Source organism: Kitasatospora sp. NPDC032121 (assembly GCF_055580145.1).
Genome location: NZ_JBVILX010000014.1, coordinates 222,651 through 241,421, shown reverse-complemented (window position 1 = coordinate 241,421; position 18,771 = coordinate 222,651). Strand labels below are relative to the sequence as shown.

General features: G+C 71.5%; 23 protein-coding genes and 2 pseudogenes. 8 read left to right on the top strand and 17 right to left on the bottom strand.

Annotated features, from left to right (window positions below; translation table 11 throughout):
* The first annotated feature begins 521 nt into the window (after positions 1–521).
* Positions 522–1,115, top strand: a complete 594-nt coding sequence (locus ACZ5OX_RS29045) for a transglutaminase-like domain-containing protein (protein WP_465634187.1) — start codon at positions 522–524, stop codon at positions 1,113–1,115.
* Positions 1,116–1,176: 61 nt separating this feature from the next.
* On the opposite strand, the gene ACZ5OX_RS29040 is transcribed toward ACZ5OX_RS29045, so the two are convergent.
* Positions 1,177–1,911 (bottom strand): hypothetical protein, encoded by a 735-nt coding sequence (locus ACZ5OX_RS29040; RefSeq protein ID WP_465634186.1) that lies wholly within the window; start codon positions 1,909–1,911, stop codon positions 1,177–1,179.
* Positions 1,912–2,114: 203 nt separating this feature from the next.
* On the opposite strand from ACZ5OX_RS29040, the gene ACZ5OX_RS29035 reads away from it, so the two are divergent.
* A complete protein-coding gene (locus tag ACZ5OX_RS29035) occupies positions 2,115–2,282 on the top strand; it encodes a hypothetical protein (protein ID WP_465634185.1) in 168 nt (55 codons plus the stop codon).
* Here ACZ5OX_RS29035 and ACZ5OX_RS29030 read toward each other — a convergent pair.
* Together ACZ5OX_RS29030 and ACZ5OX_RS29025 are read right to left on the bottom strand one after the other, a co-directional pair.
* The gene (locus ACZ5OX_RS29030) at positions 2,263–2,625 is read right to left on the bottom strand and encodes a hypothetical protein (protein WP_465634184.1); all 363 of its coding nucleotides are present in this window, start codon (positions 2,623–2,625) and stop codon (positions 2,263–2,265) included. The genes ACZ5OX_RS29035 and ACZ5OX_RS29030 overlap by 20 nt on opposite strands.
* A gap of 91 nt (positions 2,626–2,716) precedes the next feature.
* Positions 2,717–3,838, bottom strand: a complete 1,122-nt coding sequence (locus ACZ5OX_RS29025) for a diaminopropionate ammonia-lyase (protein WP_465634183.1) — start codon at positions 3,836–3,838, stop codon at positions 2,717–2,719.
* 115 nt (positions 3,839–3,953) lie between these two features.
* Between ACZ5OX_RS29025 and ACZ5OX_RS29020 the strand changes: the two genes are divergently transcribed.
* Entirely contained in the window at positions 3,954–4,883 is a 930-nt protein-coding gene (locus ACZ5OX_RS29020) for a LysR family transcriptional regulator (protein ID WP_465634198.1), read from the top strand.
* Between the two features lie 87 nt (positions 4,884–4,970).
* Positions 4,971–5,417, top strand: a pseudogene (locus tag ACZ5OX_RS29015) (MDR/zinc-dependent alcohol dehydrogenase-like family protein); the annotation flags it as partial.
* Positions 5,418–5,610: 193 nt separating this feature from the next.
* On the opposite strand, the gene ACZ5OX_RS29010 reads toward ACZ5OX_RS29015, so the two are convergent.
* The 4 genes from ACZ5OX_RS29010 to ACZ5OX_RS28995 form a co-directional block, all read right to left on the bottom strand.
* On the bottom strand, positions 5,611–6,183 hold the full coding sequence (locus ACZ5OX_RS29010; RefSeq protein WP_465634182.1) for a hypothetical protein: 573 nt from the start codon (positions 6,181–6,183) through the stop codon (positions 5,611–5,613).
* 213 nt (positions 6,184–6,396) lie between these two features.
* Positions 6,397–7,605 carry an aromatic acid exporter family protein gene (locus tag ACZ5OX_RS29005; protein ID WP_465634180.1) on the bottom strand — a complete coding sequence of 403 codons (1,209 nt, stop codon included), beginning with the start codon at positions 7,603–7,605 and terminating at the stop codon, positions 6,397–6,399.
* Positions 7,606–7,721: 116 nt separating this feature from the next.
* Positions 7,722–8,117, bottom strand: a complete 396-nt coding sequence (locus ACZ5OX_RS29000) for an SsgA family sporulation/cell division regulator (RefSeq protein WP_465634179.1) — start codon at positions 8,115–8,117, stop codon at positions 7,722–7,724.
* Between the two features lie 210 nt (positions 8,118–8,327).
* Positions 8,328–8,714, bottom strand: a complete 387-nt coding sequence (locus ACZ5OX_RS28995; protein WP_465634178.1) for a hypothetical protein — start codon at positions 8,712–8,714, stop codon at positions 8,328–8,330.
* Between the two features lie 221 nt (positions 8,715–8,935).
* On the opposite strand from ACZ5OX_RS28995, the gene ACZ5OX_RS28990 reads away from it, so the two are divergent.
* Positions 8,936–9,145 (top strand): hypothetical protein, encoded by a 210-nt coding sequence (locus ACZ5OX_RS28990; RefSeq protein WP_465634176.1) that lies wholly within the window; start codon positions 8,936–8,938, stop codon positions 9,143–9,145.
* 606 nt (positions 9,146–9,751) lie between these two features.
* Here ACZ5OX_RS28990 and ACZ5OX_RS28985 read toward each other — a convergent pair.
* The 9 genes and pseudogenes from ACZ5OX_RS28985 to ACZ5OX_RS28945 form a co-directional block, all read right to left on the bottom strand.
* Complete coding sequence (locus tag ACZ5OX_RS28985; protein ID WP_465634175.1) at positions 9,752–10,390, bottom strand: GNAT family N-acetyltransferase; 639 nt, start codon at positions 10,388–10,390, stop codon at positions 9,752–9,754.
* Positions 10,383–11,000, bottom strand: coding sequence for a hypothetical protein (locus ACZ5OX_RS28980; protein WP_465634173.1), 618 nt, complete (start codon positions 10,998–11,000; stop codon positions 10,383–10,385). Before ACZ5OX_RS28980 ends, ACZ5OX_RS28985 begins: the two co-directional genes overlap by 8 nt.
* Positions 10,990–11,622 (bottom strand): TetR/AcrR family transcriptional regulator, encoded by a 633-nt coding sequence (locus tag ACZ5OX_RS28975; protein ID WP_465634172.1) that lies wholly within the window; start codon positions 11,620–11,622, stop codon positions 10,990–10,992. The genes ACZ5OX_RS28980 and ACZ5OX_RS28975 overlap by 11 nt, the downstream gene beginning before the upstream one ends.
* 162 nt (positions 11,623–11,784) lie before the next feature.
* A complete protein-coding gene (locus ACZ5OX_RS28970) occupies positions 11,785–12,084 on the bottom strand; it encodes a hypothetical protein (RefSeq protein ID WP_465634170.1) in 300 nt (99 codons plus the stop codon).
* A gap of 297 nt (positions 12,085–12,381) precedes the next feature.
* Positions 12,382–12,666 (bottom strand): annotated as a pseudogene (locus ACZ5OX_RS28965) (helix-turn-helix domain-containing protein); the annotation flags it as partial.
* Between the two features lie 74 nt (positions 12,667–12,740).
* Positions 12,741–13,145: a RidA family protein gene (locus ACZ5OX_RS28960; protein ID WP_465634168.1), complete on the bottom strand. Its 405-nt coding sequence runs from the start codon at positions 13,143–13,145 to the stop codon at positions 12,741–12,743.
* Positions 13,146–13,843: 698 nt separating this feature from the next.
* Positions 13,844–14,815, bottom strand: coding sequence for an alpha/beta hydrolase (locus ACZ5OX_RS28955; RefSeq protein WP_465634166.1), 972 nt, complete (start codon positions 14,813–14,815; stop codon positions 13,844–13,846).
* 74 nt (positions 14,816–14,889) lie between these two features.
* The gene (locus tag ACZ5OX_RS28950) at positions 14,890–15,243 is read right to left on the bottom strand and encodes a hypothetical protein (protein WP_465634165.1); all 354 of its coding nucleotides are present in this window, start codon (positions 15,241–15,243) and stop codon (positions 14,890–14,892) included.
* Between the two features lie 28 nt (positions 15,244–15,271).
* A complete protein-coding gene (locus ACZ5OX_RS28945) occupies positions 15,272–15,820 on the bottom strand; it encodes a TetR/AcrR family transcriptional regulator (protein WP_465634163.1) in 549 nt (182 codons plus the stop codon).
* A gap of 145 nt (positions 15,821–15,965) precedes the next feature.
* Between ACZ5OX_RS28945 and ACZ5OX_RS28940 the strand changes: the two genes are divergently transcribed.
* Positions 15,966–16,256, top strand: a complete 291-nt coding sequence (locus ACZ5OX_RS28940; RefSeq protein WP_465634162.1) for a transposase — start codon at positions 15,966–15,968, stop codon at positions 16,254–16,256.
* Here ACZ5OX_RS28940 and ACZ5OX_RS28935 read toward each other — a convergent pair.
* On the bottom strand, positions 16,192–16,632 hold the full coding sequence (locus tag ACZ5OX_RS28935) for a hypothetical protein (protein WP_465634160.1): 441 nt from the start codon (positions 16,630–16,632) through the stop codon (positions 16,192–16,194). The two genes, ACZ5OX_RS28940 and ACZ5OX_RS28935, sit on opposite strands and share 65 nt — an antisense overlap.
* Positions 16,633–16,782: 150 nt before the next feature.
* Between ACZ5OX_RS28935 and ACZ5OX_RS28930 the strand changes: the two genes are divergently transcribed.
* Positions 16,783–18,042, top strand: coding sequence for a sensor histidine kinase (locus ACZ5OX_RS28930; protein ID WP_465634159.1), 1,260 nt, complete (start codon positions 16,783–16,785; stop codon positions 18,040–18,042).
* The gene (locus tag ACZ5OX_RS28925) at positions 18,027–18,674 is read left to right on the top strand and encodes a response regulator transcription factor (RefSeq protein ID WP_465634157.1); all 648 of its coding nucleotides are present in this window, start codon (positions 18,027–18,029) and stop codon (positions 18,672–18,674) included. Before ACZ5OX_RS28930 ends, ACZ5OX_RS28925 begins: the two co-directional genes overlap by 16 nt.
* Positions 18,675–18,771: the final 97 nt, after the last annotated feature.

Here is an 18,771-nt window from a genome sequence, read left to right as displayed (position 1 = left end):
ACGGTCGCGGGGCGTGGCTTGGCGGTAGGCCGTTCACCGGCGGGACAGGTGCCGGTGTGGCTTGATGCAGCAATTGTTGCCAGGCGGGGCCGGTCACCGACAAGACCCCCTCGCTACGACCTGCCGTCGTAGCCATGGGCGGACGGCACTGGTCCGAGGAGTGGACGCCCGGAGCGCGCCGGCCCCCGCCGACCCCTCGCGGCCTGCGCAAACACCCTCCCGCCACTCGCCCAAATAGTCCCAAAGTGGCGCAAAACGGACTCCACTATCCGTCGTCGTACACCGCATTCCCGTGTGAGCGCACTCACCACACCGACCCCGGCAACATCACCGACCGGCCCACCGCCACCACGCTGAGTCAACACCGGGCGGCCGCCATTGAGACCGCCACCACACCCGGCCGGCACGACGGCAGCCGGGCACCGGTGCGAAGCCGTCGCAGAACCGCGGCGGGGGCGGAGCCCTGTCCAGGGGGTGGAATTCCGCGCGCGGTGGACGGCGCGCGCGGCACCGTGGACGGCATGATTCTGCAACCGGAGACCGACGACCTCGCCGCCTACCTCACGGCGGACGAAGTGATCGACCACAGGCACCCGGAGCTGCGGCGGGCGGCCGCCGGGCTGGCCACGCCGGAGGCGGCGTTCCACTACGTCCGCGACCAGGTGGCGCACTCCGCGGACGCTGGCTCGTACAGCGGGGCGTTCCGCGCCTCCGAGGTGCTGGCCGCGCGCAATGCGATCTGCCACGGCAAGTCCATCCTGCTGGCCGCACTGCTGCGGGCGCAGGGCGTGCCGACCGGCCTGTGCTACCAACGACTGGAGGACGGCGAGGGCGGATTCGTGCTGCACGCCCTCAACGCCGTGCACCTGGACGGCCGCTGGTCCCGCCTGGACGCCCGGGGCAACCGCGAGGGGGTGGACGCGCAGTTCGACCTCAGTCGGGAACGGCTGGCCTGGCCGGTCCGGCCGGAGCGGGGCGAGCGCGACTACCCCGTGGTCTTCGTCGCACCGCCCGCCTCGCTGGTCCGGGCGCTCGCCCGGGCAGTGCCGGGCCGGTTCGGTTACGACTACCTGCCGGCCGAACTTCCGGGTGACGCGTCGGCCGGCCTCGGGTGAAGCGGGCGACCGCCACACATGAGCAGACACGAGGGGCCGCCCCGACCGGCGCCGTACGGAGCTACGGAGCCGGCGGGTAGGGGTTGCCGACGGGATCGCCGTCCGGAGGCACGTGTCCGTGCAGGGGCAGGATCGCCGGATGCGTGCCCAGCCGAATTCCGTACCGGCGCCGAAGGCGGTTCATCTCCAGCAGGGCTATCCCCGTGACCGTCACCGGCGCGCCAAGGATGAAGACGACGCCCAGAGCGAGGCCGAGGCCGTGCAGGTCACCGGAGAGCAGGTCCGGGACCGCCATCAGCCACGTCGTCACGGTGGCGAGCAGAGGCGGCAGACAGCGGTGCACTCCTGCGGTGCCGAAGAAGTTGTCGGACACGCAAAGACCCCCGGCGCCCACGAACCAGGTGAGCCAGAGCGCCGCCATGAGGCACAGCAGCATACGGAGCGGGGAAGCACCGTTCGCCAGCGTCCACGTCAGCACCATCACCACGACCGAACCGATGAACAGCAGCAGCAGTTTGAGCGAGTTCACCAGCGGGGCGCGCAGCTGGCGGACGGTTCCGGTACGCCGCCACACGTAGAGCATCACACCGACCGTCAGCGGCGTGATCAACAGGAGGACGAGACTCGCCGTCAGCACCTTCTCCAGCATCCCGTCGAAGGAGAAACCGCCCTCCACGAAGCTGTAGACACCGATCGCCGCGACCACGCCGCAGATGACCCGGACGCGTTTGAGGGAATCCACGGCGGGATCGACCGACTCGGGCACCCACGCCGGGTGGAAGACCGCCTTCGCCACGTTCTTGGGATTGCGGAACGACCTCACGGTCAGCCTGTCGCTGAGCCAACGCTCACGCCCGCCGGTCAATTGCCGTCCCCCTGCTTCTCGGTCTGCCAAGATCGCCGGAGAGTCTATGGGAGGGGCACGGCGCGCCGATCTCCGTCCCCCGGCTGGGCGGCCGGATACCGACGGGCCGGTTGCCGACCTGGCGGAGGGCGGCGGTGCACTGGCCGGCCCTGTTCGTCTGCGCGGCCCTGGGCGCGCTGGCGGCGGGCGTGGTGCTCCTCGTCCGGAGCGGTGCGCTGCTCCTGCGCTGGCGGGCCGGCCGGACGCAGCGGGGTGGCTTCATACGCGAGCCGTGGTTCTGGCTCAACTTCGGTGGCCGATAAACAGAGAGTGACGATCGGGCGGTGCGGTGGGCGTCGCCGACTTGCCCGAAATCCGCCTGCGATCGGGCTGCCGTAGTCGACGGTGCGGGACTGTGGACGATCTGGTGCCCCGGCTGGAGGAGCAGCTGTTTCCGTCGATCGCGGGTGCCGCGGTGGGGTCGGTGCCTTCGCGGCGACCGTAGATGTCGCCCGTCTTGTCGACGCGGACGGTCAGGCCGGCTTCTTCCAACCAGGCGCCGACGCGGCGACGTCCTGCCGCGTCGGCGTCGGTCGGCGCGAGGCGGTTCACGCCGCGCAGGCCCGTGCGCTCGTCGCTGTAGGCGCCGATCTCGGCGAGATCCATCAGGGACTGTCGGGGACGGGGCTGTTCACGTGCCTTCTCCTGGGGCTGGTCGGAAACGGTGGCGTGGGCGGGGAGTTGAGGTCTTGCGGGCTCAGTGGCCGGTAACGGTGCGCGGATTGGCTGCCGTGCCCTCGGTGCTGAGCAGCACGACCACTGAGGACGGGCCCAGCCCCAGCGCGGTGCGGCATGCCTCGGCGCCCGCCCCGGTGAGCGCGGTGCGCAGACCGGCGAGGGCGGCGGCGCCGCAAGGACCCGAGGCGACGCCACCCGCTGCGAGATCGGCTGCCGCGCGGGCACTGTCGCGGTCCGCGACGGCGACAGCGGCGTCCAGCCCGCCGTGGAGGTAGGGCCACGCGATGCTGGACGGGGTACCGCAGTTCAACCCGGCCATGGTGGTGTCCCCGGTGGTGACGCTGACGGGTTCACCGCGGGTGAGACTCTCCAGCACGCAGGCCGCGGCCTCGGGCTCCACCGACAGCAGCGCCGGCGCCTGCCCGGACGGGCGGCTGCGGTAGTGGGTGATCACGGCCTGCGCCAGGGCCCCCACCCCCACCGGGATGGACACCAGGTCGGGGCCTTCGGCGATTCCCTGCCCCGCCAGTTGTTCGTCGATCTCGGCGCAGAGGGTGGAGTAGCCCTCGACGATCCACCCCGGGATCTGTTCGTAGCCCGGCCAGGCGGTGTCCTGGACCAGGACCGCGTCGGGCCCCGCAGCCGCCTCGGCCGCCATCCGCACGGCCTCGTCGTAGGTGCCCGGGACCTCAGTGACCTTGGCTTGTTCGGCGACGATGGCGGCGACGGCCTGCGGATGAACGCCCTGCGCGACGAAGACGTGGGCGTCCTGCCCGAGCAGTCGCGCCGTGCGGGCCACCGCCCGGCCGTGGTTGCCGTCGGTTGCGGTCACCAAGGTGACCGCCCCTGGCTGCACGCCGCTTGCTGCTCGCGTGGCGAGGACCCGGTGGATCGCCCAGGACGCTCCGAGCGCCTTGAACGCAGGCAGGCCGAGCCGGTGCGACTCATCCTTGACGAACACCCGGCCGACCGCGAACTCATGGGCCAGTGAGGGAATTTCGGTCAACTGGGTGGGCGCGTAGTCGGGCAGCGCGGCGTGGAAGCCCCGCACCTCGGCGGGGGCGGGATCGCACCGCCAGGCACGGGCGCCGGGCCGCGTGAACCACGGAACGGCGGGCGGGAAGAGGAAGTTCTCAGACATGAGTTCATGATCAGCCGCCTCCTCTCATCGGTCCAGCAGATCTTTCCGACCTATACTCATCAGGAAAACTGACCATTCGGCCACCAGCTACGCCGGCGCCGGAGAGCGGATGCCCATGTTCGACCTGCACCGACTGCGCCTGCTGCGGGAACTCAAGCACCGCGGCACCCTGGCGGCCGTCGCCGCAGCCCTGTCCTACGCCCCTTCCTCCGTCTCCCAGCAGCTCTCCCAGCTGGAAGCCGAGGTCGGCGTCCCGCTCCTGGAACCGGTCGGACGCCGGGTGCGCCTCACCGAGCAGGCCGAGATCCTCGTCGCCCACACCGAAGCGGTCCTCGAACGCCTGGAGCGCGCGGAGGCGGACATCGCCGCCTCCCTGACCGAACTGACGGGCACCCTGCGCATCGCCTCGTTCCAGACGGCCGCCCTCGCCCTGGTCCCGGCCGCGCTCGGCCTGCTCCGCGACCAGCACCCCCACCTCCGGGTCCACCTCACCCATATGGAACCCGAACCAGCGCTTGCCGCTCTACAGGCCCGCGATTTCGACCTCGTCCTCGCCGAGGAGTACCCCGGCAACCCCAACCCCCGGTCCGCGGAACTCCACCAGGAACACCTCCTGGACGATCCGCTGCACCTCGCCCTGCCAAGCCCCGGCACGAGCACGGACAGCGACGGCCCCCTGGCGGCGCTGCGCTCGCTGGCCGACCACCCCTGGGCGATGGAGCCCGCAGGCACCCCCGCCCGGTACTGGGCCATGACGCTTTGCCGCGACGCCGGCTTCGAACCCGACGTCCGGTTCGAGACGACCGACGTCCTGCTCCACCTCCGCCTCGTCGAGCAGAAGCACGCCGCTGCCTTCCTCCCCGACCTTGTCTGGAGCGGTCAACCCCCCACCGTCACCCTGCGCAAGCTCCCTCACGGCCAGCACTCTCGCCGCATCTTCACCGTCGTACGGCACGGCCATAGCCAACACCCCGCAATCCTGGCCTGCCGGGACGCCCTCCACCGGGTGGCCGCGGCCGGTCCGCTGCCACCGGACTCCCGATAGATCGAGCGTCGGTCCGGCACGGGCGCTGTCTCCCCCGGCTCGCTCGACCGGATCGGTCATGCTGCTCCGTACAGGGCGGCGCGGCCGATGCTGCCGGGGCCGAAGCGCTTGCGGGCGCGGTCAGCGACGGCTTCGACCGAGCGAACGCGTCGTGCACAGCCCCGCTCGACCCCGAGTGGCCGTCCAGTTCCCCTTCAGAGTGCAGACTTCACGGTCGCCGAGCCCCCGATCCCCACGCCCGCCCCCGGCACCGCCCTGCTGGACAACCTGTACTGGTCCGTCGACCCGTACCACCGCGAGACGATGGACGACGTGCCCGGCGGCTTCGCCCTCGACGCCCCGCTCGAAGGCCGCACCATCGGCCGGGTGATCGACTCCCGCACCCCGCACTACCGCGAGGGCGACCTCGTCTTCCACCGCCACGGCCGGCGCACCCACTCGACCGTCACCCCCGACGAGTCCCGCCGCCTCCCGCACTTCGACGGCGTCCCGTTGAGCACCCACCTGAGCCTGCTCGGCGGCACCGGCCTCACCTATCTGGCACCCGCTCAGCAGCAGCGGGCGGACGGACGGACGGAACTGTAGGCGGCGAGCTGGAGCCGCTGGGTAGCCTGCCGCCGGCCGTCCCGGCCGCCCTCCTCCTCGCTCCGGTGTGATCGGGGTGCCGGAGGTGGCCCTGTCCTCAGTCCGCGCGCTGCGGTGAGTGCGGGTGAGGTGACGCCTTCGGTTACGCCTGGTTCCCGGTGGTCTGCGGTGCGGTGTAGAGGATGGTGCGGGGCTGTACGGTCAGGTGCCGCGGTGCGGTGGGCAGGTCGTGCTGGAGGGTGATCCGGTAGCGGATGGCCGTGTCACTGCCGGGGGTGAGGATGCGGCCGGTGAGCGGGATCCGGGTGTAGAGGGTGCCGGTCTGCGAGTCCAGGACCGCGGGCTCCCAGTGCCGGGTTGCGTCGTCGAACCACTCCAGGCGGATGTCGTCGCTCTGGAGGTAGGGGCCGTGTTCAGGGGAGAGGACGAGGATCTGCTGGGCCTGGGCGAGGCGGGTGTCGCCGGCGTAGCGGACGGTGAACTCGTGCGGGCGGTGGTCGGCGGCGATCCGCTGGGCGGGCAGCGAGGCGATCCGCAGGCCGGTGTCGGCGGTGGCGGCCGATGACGACGACGGGTGCGAGGGCGCGGCCGCCGCGAGGATGGGGGCGGGGGCGGGGGCGGCCATGGCCTGGCCGGAGACGCCGAGGGCGGCGGCGCCGGCGAGGAGGAGGGAGATCGTCGCGGTGGCGGCCCGTCGCATGGTCGTGCGGTTCATGTTTCTTCCTTCGGGGTTATCGGATGCCTGGCTGCGTTCGGCACAGGCCGGAGGAGGGGGCACTCCGTCGATCGGTGAACGATGTTGAATCTTCAACCAACACGAACCACCGTATTGCCCGCGAATTCGAGCGTCAAGTGATGGAGCGAAGTCGATGAAGTGAAGTAATCGTGATGAGCCAGGGCGAGCTCGAACGAATTCGAGCCGGGCGCTTCACGAGGGGCGGGGCCCGGGCGTGGTCAGGGCGGGTCGGTTCGCGCGTTCCAGGTCGGCGAGCAGGCGTTCGATGTCGGTGATCAGCGATCCGTAGACGTGCCAGGCGCCCGGTTCGGCCAGCGTGCCGTGCCTGATCTCTTCGGTCATCGTCCTGTGCCAGGTCGTGGCGTCGTCGATCGCGCGGCGCAGCGGTCCGCAGAAGCTGTCGAGACCGGGGCCGGCGGCATGCCCGGGGACGGCGAACGACTCCATCGCCCGTTCCGCCGTTTCCAGGGTCGCCGCGTACCGGTCGAGGAAGAGTCGGTTCAGGTCGTGGCCGGTGGGCCGGTCGTCGACGGTGTCGGCCAGTGTCCGTGCGATGCCCCGGACCTGGAAGGAGACCCGGTGCAGGGCGCGCAGCGCCTTGCTGCGGTCCGTCGGCTCCTGTTGTCCGTGGACGATGCACCGCGTGTTCCAGCGCAGGCTCTCCTGGCTCTGGCGTAGGTCCTCCTCTGCCTGGAGTACCAGGTCGTCGAGGTGTCTGCCCCGCTCGAGCCACAGGTGGGCGCGGTCGGTGTGCTGCCGTTCACGCAGTCCGCGGCCCATGTCGCCGAGCAGTTCCCCCATGGCCGCGGCGAGTTCGCGTACCGAGGCGTCGGAGGCGCCGAGGTGCACGGGCGGAAGGATGAGGGCGTTGACCGCGATGCCGGCGGCCGCGCCGGTGAGGGCGGCCAGGGTCAGGGTGATGACGTGGCCCACGGGGAAGGCCGTCGCCGCTGCCAGGGTGAGCGTCGCCGTCGAGGCGATCTGCAGGCGACTGTCGGAGCCCCGGCGGCCTCCGGCGACCAGTGCGATGGCCGGGATCGCGGCGATGCTTCCCGCGGCCGGGCCGAGCAGCCACACGACGACCACGGCCAGTGACAGCCCCGCGGCCCGGGCGGCTACGCTGCGCAGCGCCTGTGTCACCGATCGGTAGATGGTCGGGGCGTTGACCATGGCCAGGGCGGTGGCCACGGCGAGGTACTGCTGTTGCCCGGGGAGCCACCACGACGCGGCCTGCCAGGCGAGGAGGGCCGCCATGAGTCCCTTGACACTGCGGGTGAGGGCGGTGGTCGACCATTCCGGGAGCGACAACCAGGGCGCGCGCGGCAACCGCAGGGCGCGGCTTGGTGCCTCCCGCCACCGGACGATGGCGGCCGGACGCGGCACGAAGGCCGGGGCTCTCATCTCTGTCCTCCTACTCCGTCTGCTGCTCACTTGTTGCGGCGGTGTGCCCCGTGTTGCGGCGGTGTGCCCCGCCGGGTCGGTCGGGCCACTGGAGGGAAGCGGCCGGGGCCGGGGCCTCAGGCAGTGCCCGGCAGCAGCCGCGACAGTTCGGCGTCCAGGTCGTGTCCGTAGGCTTCCCGGCCGGCGGGTACCAGCCGGTAGGTGCGCTCCAGCCACTCGGCCACCACGTGGAGCGGGGCCCGGAGCCAGGCGGTCCCCTCCCGCGAGGAGAGGGCGAGGTTCAGTACCTCCTCATGGCCGACCGCTCCGACCGCTCCCGGCCAGACCTGTACGTCCCCTTGCCCGCTGGGCCTGCGCAGGCCCTGCGCCAACAGGTCGCGGGCGAAGACCCAGGGGACCCGGCCGTCCTCGTCGGTGTGGAAGACGATGCGTACGGCGAGCGGGTCGTGGGAGCGGTAGGACAGGAGGGTCGGCAATGTGACCGGTTCTCCCGAGGGGAGCCGGAGTTCCATGTCGAGCATTTGATCTGCACAGCCGTTCACGGCATGACTCCCTGTGTGGGTGGCGTCCCCCTGAACGGCGGATGCGAGCGCCCCGGCCGTGGGCGCCGCCGCCCGGCCGGACGCCGGTGTCCGGCCGGGCGGCGGCGCGAGAGGGCGGCTGGGAGCCGCGGTGTGCCGGCACCGAACTGGGCGCGCTCCCCCGCCCCGAGTCGTCGCAGGTCAGCGGAAGACGTGCGGGTTGAACCCGTACACGTTGATGACCTGGATGATCTGCCATCCGTTGTCCCACTGGTAGAACCGGTGGCCGTCGTAGCGGTACCGGTGGCCGTGGTCATTGCTGTACCAGTAGCCGCCCTGGCGCTCCCAGGAGCGGTGGCCGTCCCAGCGGCTCGTGTGCCCGCCGCCGTAGCGGTCGAAGCGGTCGAAATGGTCGCCCTCGTAATCGCGGACCTGGAAGGCCGCCGGGGAGACGGAGACGGTGGTGTCGTGGTGGACGGCCTGAACCGGTGCGGCCGAGGCGGTGCCGCCGGCGAGCAGCAGCCCACCGAGCGTCGCGGCGAGCGCGGCGGCCGCGGTGGCGGCCCGGCGTCCGACGGACTTGTTCATGATCTTTCCTCCTTGATCGGCCCGGAGCCGTGGGGTGATGGCCCCGGGCGGCGCCCCGCTGTGGTGGGGCAAGAACGACGCTACCGGGAAACATGTTGAAATTTGTACATTTTTCCTGTGGGGTATGTCATGTCCATCGGGGAGGCGGGGCGGGGAATACGGGCGGGGAATCACGGACGGGGCCCGAGCCACGGCCGGTCGGGCTGGGCGCCGATCTCGCCATGCTCAACGGCTCCGACCTCGCCCACGCCCTCGTCGCCGAATCCGGCGTCGGCGTGACGCCATCCGCTACCTCGACGGCGGTCCGACCCCGGCCGCGGTGCCACTCCCGGGCCGCGGACCTGGCCACAGTCATCTGGGAAGCCCGACGCCTGACCACCACCCAGCTCCAGGACATCGAACTCCCCTCCCGCCACCTCGCCGACCGCTGACCCCCTCCGCCACCAGACCTCCCAGCCCGGCCGAAGCCAACGGGGAGCAAGCGGACCCGGCCGTTGGGGTTGGCGGCGCCGCGCCGGTACGCGGTCCGTTCCGGCCGGGACGGCTGCGGCGGCTCGACGGCGTCGGCCTGGTCGTCGTTGTCGTCGGGCCGGACGGGGCGCTGAGAGGTGCTCACGGGCCTCTCCCGGTGGTCGTGGTCGGGCTGCCTTCGAGGGATATCCGGCGCTCCCGACAGCCGCCAAGCCCGTTGTCGGCCCGCGCGCCGCACCCTCTCCAACCACCCCTGATCCGGCCCCGCCGCCACCCCCGACCAGCGAGCGGCCGGCACCAGCCGGACGCGAGAAAAGGGAAAGCCCACCGCAGGTGCAACAACCCGAACCGACCAACCGACAACGCCGCACCCCTCGAGGAGCTGGCGCAGTGCGGACCGTCCGCCCCCATCTGGCACCCGCTCAGCTCCCGGGGCGGTCGGACGTGCGGGTGGACGGAACTGTAGGAGGCGAGCGGGAGCCGCAGGGTAACCCGCCGGCCGTCCCGGCCGCCTCCCCCTCGCCCCTCCTCCCGGCCGGTGGCGCCGCCGAAGCGGGGCCGCCGGGCTACCGCGCAGCGGACCACCCGTCACGCCGTCGGCGCGCAGCCGGTACGCGGACCATCGATGTGACGGTCAGCGGTCCCAGCGGGGTCTCGCCGAGCGTGGTGAAGCCGAAGTGGCGGTACAGGGGGACGTTCGCCGGGTCCGCCGTGGTCAGGTGGACTGCTCCCGGCGTCGTCGTCAGGACGTGGTCCAGGAGGGTGCGGCCCGCTCCACGGCCGGTGAGGTCCGGGCGGACTCCGACGAACTCCAGGGTCCAGGCCCCCGTGGGGGCCCCGCCCTCGGTGGCGTCCAGATATCGCAGGGTCCGGCCGAGGGCGTGCGGCCCGCTGCTCAGCAGGGTCCGGGCCGCCCAGAGCGCGCGGGCGCCAGCGGACGGGGTCGCGCCCGGCGGGGTCAGGACGGCTGCCGCCAGGAGCCGTCCGTCGGTGTCCACCAGAGCCGTACGACGGGCCCCGGCGAGGCCGGCGTGGGTGCGCAGGGTGGCGCGGAACCAGCGAGCGCGGGCGGAGTGCGCGCCGCCGCAGATCCAGGAGACGGCCGGCTCCCGGGCGAACGCGGCGGCCAGCAGATCGGCGCAGGCGGCCGGGTCGGGGTCGGTGTCGATCCGGCGGGAGGCCGCGGCAGCGAGGTCCTCAGGCATCCCGACCCCGCTCCAGGGGCGCCTCGGGCACGAGGTGGCAGACGAGCAGTTTGAGGAAGAACAGTGGTGCAAACCAGGCAAGCGTGGCCGGCGCCGGCAGCCAGAACAGGTTGACCAGGACGGCTGCCATCAACACCGCCATCGCCACGGGCCGTTTGAGGTGGACGGGCGCGAACTCCACCGCCACCGCCCCGCCGAGGAGCAGCGCGGCATTCGCCGAGGTCCAGGCGAGGTCGCCGGAGAGGACGTACAGCCCCATCGCGGCGAGGTGGATCAGGTGCGCCGAGACGAACAGCAGCCGGGCGCGCCGCGCCGCCGGGTCGGCCCGGTGGTACCAACGCTTCGCGGCGTTGGTGGCGTTGGTCAGGACCCCGCCGATCAGGTCGAGCCCGGCCAGGGCGACCACGACGAGTTGCCCTGTCGACCAGTCGCGTGCGGCTCCCGAGTTCCACAGTCCGGCGGCCAGCAGCAGGGCACAGCCGAGGAGGCCGATGGTCTCCACCGCGGACTCGGAGCGGGACTTGCCCGGACCCATGAACCGTTCCAGGCGGCCGGCGAGGCCGGACGGGGTGGCCGGTATCTCCCAGGAGATCCTCAGGTCAGTGCGCATCGTTCGGCTCCTGTCCGGGGGCCGCGGTCGCCGCTGCACCCCACAGGCCGCGCAGGAGGGTCCACAGCTGGTCCGGGGGGGCACCCTCCGGGAGGCCTTCGAGGGATCCGCTCGTCATCAGGGCCACGGCCCAGGCGTCCGCGGCCCGGACGACGGCGGCGGTCGCCGACACCATCAGTACGTGGTCCACGTCGGTACGGATCATCCCGAGCCGACGGCCGTCCGTGACCAGGGCGCCGAACCAGTCGAGCCACAGGCTTCCGTCGCTGCGCCCGATGGCAGCGTCGGCGAGGGCCAGGTCCTCGGGGTGGTCCCTCAGGTGGGCGGCGAGGGCGGCGGATCCAGCGGTGAACCGGGCGCCGAAGTCCTCCTCGTCGTGGGCCGGCTCCCAGGGTCCGAGGGCGTCCAGCAGTCGGTCGAGGACTCCGTCGAGGACGGCGGTGAGCAGGTCCTCCCGGCCGTCGAAGTAGTGGTAGGCGGCGGTCTTGGAGACTTCTGCCGCCTCGATGATCTTGTTGTAGGAGGCGCCTTCGGCGCCGTGCTCGGCGAAGTGCCGACGCGCGACTCCCAGGATGTGCTCCCGGCGTTCGGCGGGCAGGCGGTCGAAACGAGGAAGAGGCATGAACGCATGATACGCACCAGCGGGGTGTACCGCTAGTGCACCCCAATGGTTCATGGGGGCGGGCCGCCTGGGTACTGAGGCTGAACTCGCGATATCGCGGGTTACTCAGGCCAGCCTGATGGTCAGGCCGGGCGGTGACGACTTCGCCGAAGTGGCGCTCGCCTACATGGTCGCGACGACGAGGCGTTGCAGGGGCAGGCCGTAGCCGGCGGCGAGGAGCAGGGCGGTGTCGTCGGTCTGCACTGCGGTGCCGCGGGGGCCGCCGGCGGGCAGGAGTGGGGCGAGGGATTCGAGGACGGGAAGGGTCTGGGCGGCGCCGCGGCGCGCGCGGGTGTCGGGTGAGGTCTCCCCCAGGAGGTCGGCCGGGCGCAGGCGGCGCTCCACGGCCGGGCCGGCCGTCGGGGCGGTGCTCGGGTGGCCGTGGTCATCGGTGGCCTGCCTGTACGCGTGCGGCGCCGCCACCGTCCGCGGACGCCTCGGGGGTCTCTTCGGGGTGCGGCACCGGCTGCAGGGCGGTGGCGTCGGCGATCACCCAGGCCGTGTCCTTGTCCTCGCCCCACCGGGCGTGGGCGATCCGGGGCAGGCCGGGACCGGGCCGGCGCCGGGCGGTGACCAGCGCGGAGCACCACGCCCCACCGGTGCGCAGCCAGGCCAGGCGCCAGCACTGGGATCGGTGGCAGGTGGGCCGGTGACTTCGCGCGGGACGATGACGGCGTCGTACCAGCGGCCATGGTGGGGTGCGCCGGCCGGTACGGGACCGATCAGCACGGTGTCCTGCCGCGGCCGCCGCGCGGGCGAGATCGCCAGCAGCGGTGCAAGGTGGTCCAGCACTCGGTCCGCGGCTGACTTCGAGATGCCGAACAACGGCGCGATCTGCCGCGACGTCAGATTGGTCCGCCAGTACGTGGCTACCAGCAGCACCCGGTCCTCCAGGCAGAGCCGCCACGGCCGGCCGCACTGGATGTCACCGCCGCGACGGCGGACCAGTGCGACCAGCTTGCGGAACTGCGGCTCGTGCAACCCCGAGAACGGCTCGATCCACATCGGATCACTCGCCGAGATCACCCCACCCCTGCCGCGACCAAGGCGGAAGCAAGGCGGCAGTTACGAGGCAATCTCTAGGGCTTCACATCAAGACGCACAAGGGCACCGATTTCCACGAGCTGGTCCGGCAACGCCAAGTCCGATATGCCCATGACCGTGCTGGTCGGCCGGTGCTCCCCGAAGTACTCGGCATGAAGGCGTGCTGCCGCTTCGAAATTCTCCCGAAGATTCCTCACCAGTACCGTGGTTTCCACGATCTGGCTCCGTTCAGCTCCGAACTTCCTCAGCACCAGGTCAAGGTTCTCCAGCGTGGTTCGAACCTGCAGTTCGAAGTCGCCGGCACCTACGAAGTCTCCGTTCCGGTCATGGGACAACTGACCTGACACATATACGGTTTCACCTACCTGAATGGCCTGACTGTAACCGTACAGCGATTCCCACGGCATACCGAACCCGTATGCCTTCACCTGAGAACTCACGAATCACTCCTTCGATACAGCACACGGTGCTGCCAGTTGCAGATGGGAGCCTTACGGACAGAAGTTACAGGTCCTCTGAAATTTTAATTGCCCGGCCGCGAACTCGAATTATTCTCTGCACGCACAGACGGGGGCGGTGAACGCAGCCAAGCCCTCCTCGAGGGTCCAAGCTGTCCGGTGAGGACCGGGTCACCGCCCGCAACCGGCCGGTTCCCAGCTGGGCCAGCCGCCGGCGAACGGCCCTGCGCGGTCGTCCAGCATGCCGATCGCCGGCCCGCGGGCCCGCTCAAGCTGACGGTCCGCATAGCGGACAACATCAGTCCGCGAGGAAGCCCGTGCCGATGGAGACCTCGGTGTGGATACCCCGGCAGCCTGAGGCCGACGTCCTGCTCACCCGCAGCCCACTGGCGCTGCTGGTGGGCGCACTACTGGACCGGCAGATCGCGGCCGAGTGGGCGTTCACCGGCCCCCTCGTCATCGCCCGGCGCGTGGGAACGGGACACCCACCAGCGCGAGCGGAAGAACCGTCAGGAGCAGGCCGTCGCCGCCTGTCAGCCTGGAGCCGACCACCGTGCGCGGGAGGACCTCGCGACGCGGCGCGGCTCGCCTGCGCCCTGGGCTGAACCGCAACCGGACAGCGCGGGGGCCGTGCGGAACCGGACCGGCCGGCCGATGCTTCGCGATCGGGCCGGCACCGCTCACCGGTCTTCCGCCGTCGTGGAGGGGGATCCGTCAGGGGTGCCTCCACCGGGTGCGGTGCCCCAGTGGCGTTCAACCCATCCGCCGATCAGGTCCAGGACGTGGGCGCTCACCGGCTGCCGGACGGCGCGCCGGTAGCCCTTGGGGCCCAAGGATCGCGGGTCCGGGCGGAAGAGGTGGCTGAGGTCGGCCAGGACGTGCCCTTCGAAGGGACCGTGTACCAGGCGGCCGATGGCGTCCACGTCCTCCGGTGGGACCTGCAGATCGGCGCCGCCCGTGACCGCGAGGAGCGGAACCGTGATCCGGGCGAGGTCCGGCACGGGATCGTGGGCGATGAAGTCACGCGTCCACAGGGCGTTCACCCGTTGTCCTTGGAGGCGCAGCTCGGCGCCGTCGGAGGCGGTGATCCTCTCAAGGTTCCTACGCTGGAGGCGGTGGACGTCCGTGCGCATCACCCGCAGGAGGAGTGTGACCGGCAGTGGCAGCCTGGTGGCCAGCTGCTCCGCCTGCCAGGCGAGGACGTCGGCACCGGGGCGTGCGGCGGCGGAGAGCAGGACCGCTCCGGCCACTTGGTCGTCGGCGGCGAGCCGTGCCGCGTACCAGGCGCCCTCGCTGTGTCCGATGACCAGGAGGGGCAGTCCGGCGGCCCGGTCGGCGAGCCAGGCGAGCGCCGCCTGGGCATCGGCGAGCCCGTCGCCCATCCCGCTTCGCAGGAAGTCCCCGCCGCTGCCTCCGACGCCGCGTTTGTCGTAGCGCAGTGTCGATACCCGGGCCTCGGTCAGGGCGTCCGCAACGGCACGGGTGACCCCGGTCCTGAGCATCGGCCCACCGGGCAGCCGTACGTCCGAATCGCGGTTCACCTTGCCGGATCCAGGGATCAACAGCGCGGCGGCGACGGAGTCGGCTGCCTCGGTGAACGTCCCGGCCAGTGAACAGTCGTTGCTGCTGATGCGTACTGCCTCAGCTGTCATGGTCCCCTCCGTTGTTTCCTCGTGGCCGCCGATGCCGTCACCGTGGGCAACGGCGTGAAGCCGCGCGGGCGGAGTCAGCTCGTCAGGGCGTGCTCGACGAGCGCCACTGTCGCCCGCGGGTCGCTGACCTGGATCACGAGGCGGGCGTACCGCTCGTCGGCCAGTTGGATGACCACCGCCTTCGCCGGGTCGCGGACGTCCCAGAAGATCCGTTCGCCGTCGATGTGGAAGGTGCCGGCGGTCACGACGCCCGGAACGTGGGTGCCGGGCGCCCGCATCCCCTTGGGCTCCTTGGCGATCCCGGGATCCTCGGTGGCGCCGCGCACGTGTGCCAGCGGAATGGTCAGACGGCTCTTGAGCGCCCAGAGTTTGTCCAGTCCCTCGATCTCCACGATCAGGTTGCCGCCGTCGACGCTGACATGTGCCATGGTGTGTCCTTTGCAGTGGGTGGGTGCCTCAGGAGCGGCCGAGGTGCTGCGCGAGAGCGGCGCCGGCGCGGATGTCGTCCCCGTCGGCCGTCCCGGACCTGGACCGGGTGCGCAGCCCGATGAGCAGGGCGGTGGCCGCCAGGGGGAGGGTGGGGGCGTCGTCGTCCCCGCCCGCGGGGGCCGCTGTGGCGACTGCGCGGTCCAGGGCGGCGAACGCCTCGCCGACCAGTCGCGCCACCTCGGCGTCCACCGGTGCCCGTTCGACTGCCGCCAGCAGGAGCAGGTCGAGGTCCGTTCCGGTGACCGCGTCAGCGAGGACCTGCTGCGTCGCCTCCGCGCGGCCGCCCGTTTCGGCGATCCGTGCAGCCAGCCCGGCGACTTGATGGTCCACCATCCACTGCAGCGCGGTCAGGTAGAGCCCGCGTTTGCTCCCGAACGTCTTGTACAGGCTGTTCCGGTGCACACCGAGGTGTGAGACCAGGTCGTCCACGGATGTGCCGTCATAGGTCCGGACGGCGAACAGCTTCGCCGCCGACCGGACCACGTCGGCCTCATCGAATCCTCTCGGTCGTCCCATGGGAGGACCGTATTCAATTCAGGAACAGTTGGTCAAGAACGATCGTTCCTTTTCTGTCCGGGCGTCGCGCAGGCGGGCCGGTCCAGCAGCGGCGCGCACAGGCCGCACGGCAGCACGGTCCGAAGGCCGTGGATGATCACGGTCCGTGGGGCGTCGTGATCTGACGAACGGCCAGTGGGAGCGGCTGGAGCCGTTGCTGCCGGTGGGCAGGAAGCCGGGCCGGCCGCGGACCTGGGCCCGTCGGCAGCTGATCGACGGGATACGGTGGCGAACCCGGACCGGCGCGCCGTGCAACAGGCCCTGGAAGGATGCGGCCCGAGTGGCCTGCCGGTCCCTGGGTGAGGCTGCACGGAGCGGCGCCCGATGCCCGATCAGCGCTCCCTGGGGAAGGCGGCACGCAGTGCGGAGCCGCGGGTCAGGAACGCGACTCGGATGACGGGCAGCATGCAGACGACCTGCATCACGGCGTACCACGGCGGACAGACACCCGGGACCAGGTCGACGCCGATGATCGCGATCGGCATGATGACGGTGAGAGCCCTCACGCGCTCGAAGGCCCGTCGAGATCCCCGGGAAGCGGATCCGGTCATCCGGTAGATCAGCACGGCGACTACGGGCAGCAGAACTGCCCGGACCCACATGAACGTGTTCACCGTGTGACCGCTGACCGATACCGCGATGACCGCGAAGAGGGCGGCGGCGCTCAGTGCGCCGTAGATTTTGATGCTGCTCTTCGCCGTGTCGAAGGCCCCTTGGGTGCGGGGGGTGTTGAGGAGTGCTGCCTCGGCCGTGGAGTGCGCGTCGGTTTCCATGCTCACGACGCTATGAAGTGCTTGGCTGACGCGGTATCCGTCTGGACACACAGGCGGGTGGGGGTAGGCCCACTCCCTGCCTGAACAGGGAAGTAGCGGGCTCCGCGCGGTGCACAGTGGGAGCACCGAACGGTAAGCGAAGGATGGGTCATGAGGCAGCTGGGTTCGTGGGTGGCGCGCGTCGGCGTGGGTTTCGTGCGGGGATGCGTCGTCGCGGTCGTCAGCATGCTGGTCCCGGCCGTGTGGGCCGCCGCCGTGGCGCTGGGGATCTGGTGGGGGGCGGGAAACCCGTGGTCGTGGGTAGCGCCGCTCGTGCTGGTGTGTGCGGGGACGCTCGCGTTGTCCCGCCCGGTCTGCCGGATGGTCCGCTTCCTCGTCGCGAGGTGGACCGCCACCGTCATCCCCGCCGGATACCGGCAGGCCGGAGCGGTGACGCGGATGTCCACCGGCTACTGGTGGAACGGCTTCTCCTACGAGCGCACCCGCCGGGACGCCCTCCTGGACCAGAAGTGGCGGCTCCGGTGGAAGGACCCCGCCAACTGGCGCGACCTGCGGTTCACGGGGATCGTGCCGCTCACCGCGGGCGTGGTCGCCGCCCTACCGCCGGCCGGGGTGGCCGCGGCGGTCCTCGGGCTCGGCCGGCCGGGGCTCGCCACGCGCCTCGTCGGGGCGCTCGGCCTGGTCGTGGCTGTCGCCTCCGCCCCGTACGCCTGGCGGCTCGTCGAGCCGGTGGCCGTCCGCTTCCTGCGTCCGTCGCCCGCGATGGTGCTGGCGGACCGGGTGGACGAGTTGACCGCCCAGCGCGCGGACTCGACGATCGCGCAGGCTGCCGAGATCCGCCGGATCGAAAGGGACCTGCACGACGGGGCGCAGGCCCGCCTGGTTGCACTCGGGCTCTCCCTGGCGACCGCGGAGAAGCTGATGGAGACCGACCCGGAACGGGCCAAGGCGCTGATGCGGGACGCGCGGGTCGGCGCCACCGCCTCGCTGGCCGAGCTCCGCGAGCTGATCCGCGGGATCAGTCCACCCGTGCTGAACGAGCGCGGGCTCGTCGACGCAGTGCGCGCCCTCGCTCTGGACATCCCGCTCGACGTGGCCGTCAGCTCTGACGCCCGGCTGACCCTGGATGCGCCGATCGAGTCGGCCGTCTACTTCGGCGTCGCCGAACTGCTGACCAACGCGGTCCGGCATGCCCACGCGTCGCGGGCGCGCGTCTGCCTCGCCAGGGACGAGGCCGACCTCGTTGTCGAGGTTGAGGACGACGGCCGGGGCGGGGCCGACGAGCGACCCGGCGGCGGGCTCGCCGGTCTGCGCCGCCGCCTCGCGGTCTTCGACGGCACCCTGGAGATCACCAGCCCACCGGGCGGCCCGACCTGTGTCAGGATGGCGCTGCCATGCGAATCGTTGTAGCCGAAGACCTCTACCTCCTGCGCGACGGGATGGTCCGCCTGATCGAGGCGTACGGGCACCAGGTGGTGGCGACAGCGACCACCGGACCCGAAACGCTCGACGCGCTGCGGACGTGGCGCCCGGATGTGTCCGTCATCGACGTCCGCATGCCACCGGACCAGTCGGACGAGGGCCTGCGGGCGGCCCTCACCGCCCGCAGCGAGATGCCCGGCCTGCCGGTCCTGATCCTCTCCCAGCACGTCGAGCAGTTGTACGCCCGCGAGCTCCTGGCCGACGGCTCCGGCGGCGTCGGCTATCTCCTCAAGGAGAGCGTGTTCGACGCCGACCAGTTCATCGGTGCCCTGGAACGCGTCGCGGGCGGCGGGACCGCCATGGACCCGGCCGTCATCGCGAAGCTGCTGACCAACAGTTCCCCGACCCGGGGACTCAAGCGGCTCACCGAACGCGAGTACTCCGTGCTGGCCCTGATGGCCGAGGGGCTGTCCAACCAGGCCATCGGCCGCCGGCTCTTCCTCAGCGAGAGCGCCATCAGCAAGTACACCACCTCCTTGTTCGGCAAGCTGGGCATCTCCGACGATGACGACACCAACCGCCGCGTCCGCGCCGTCCTCACCTACCTGAACAAGCCCTAGCTCGATCCAGCCGCTGGCAGCTCACCGGTACCCACTCGTACTCGTCGTCCGCGTTCCGGTCCGGCCTCCCAGTCGTCGACGTCGAGCAGGTCGTCGG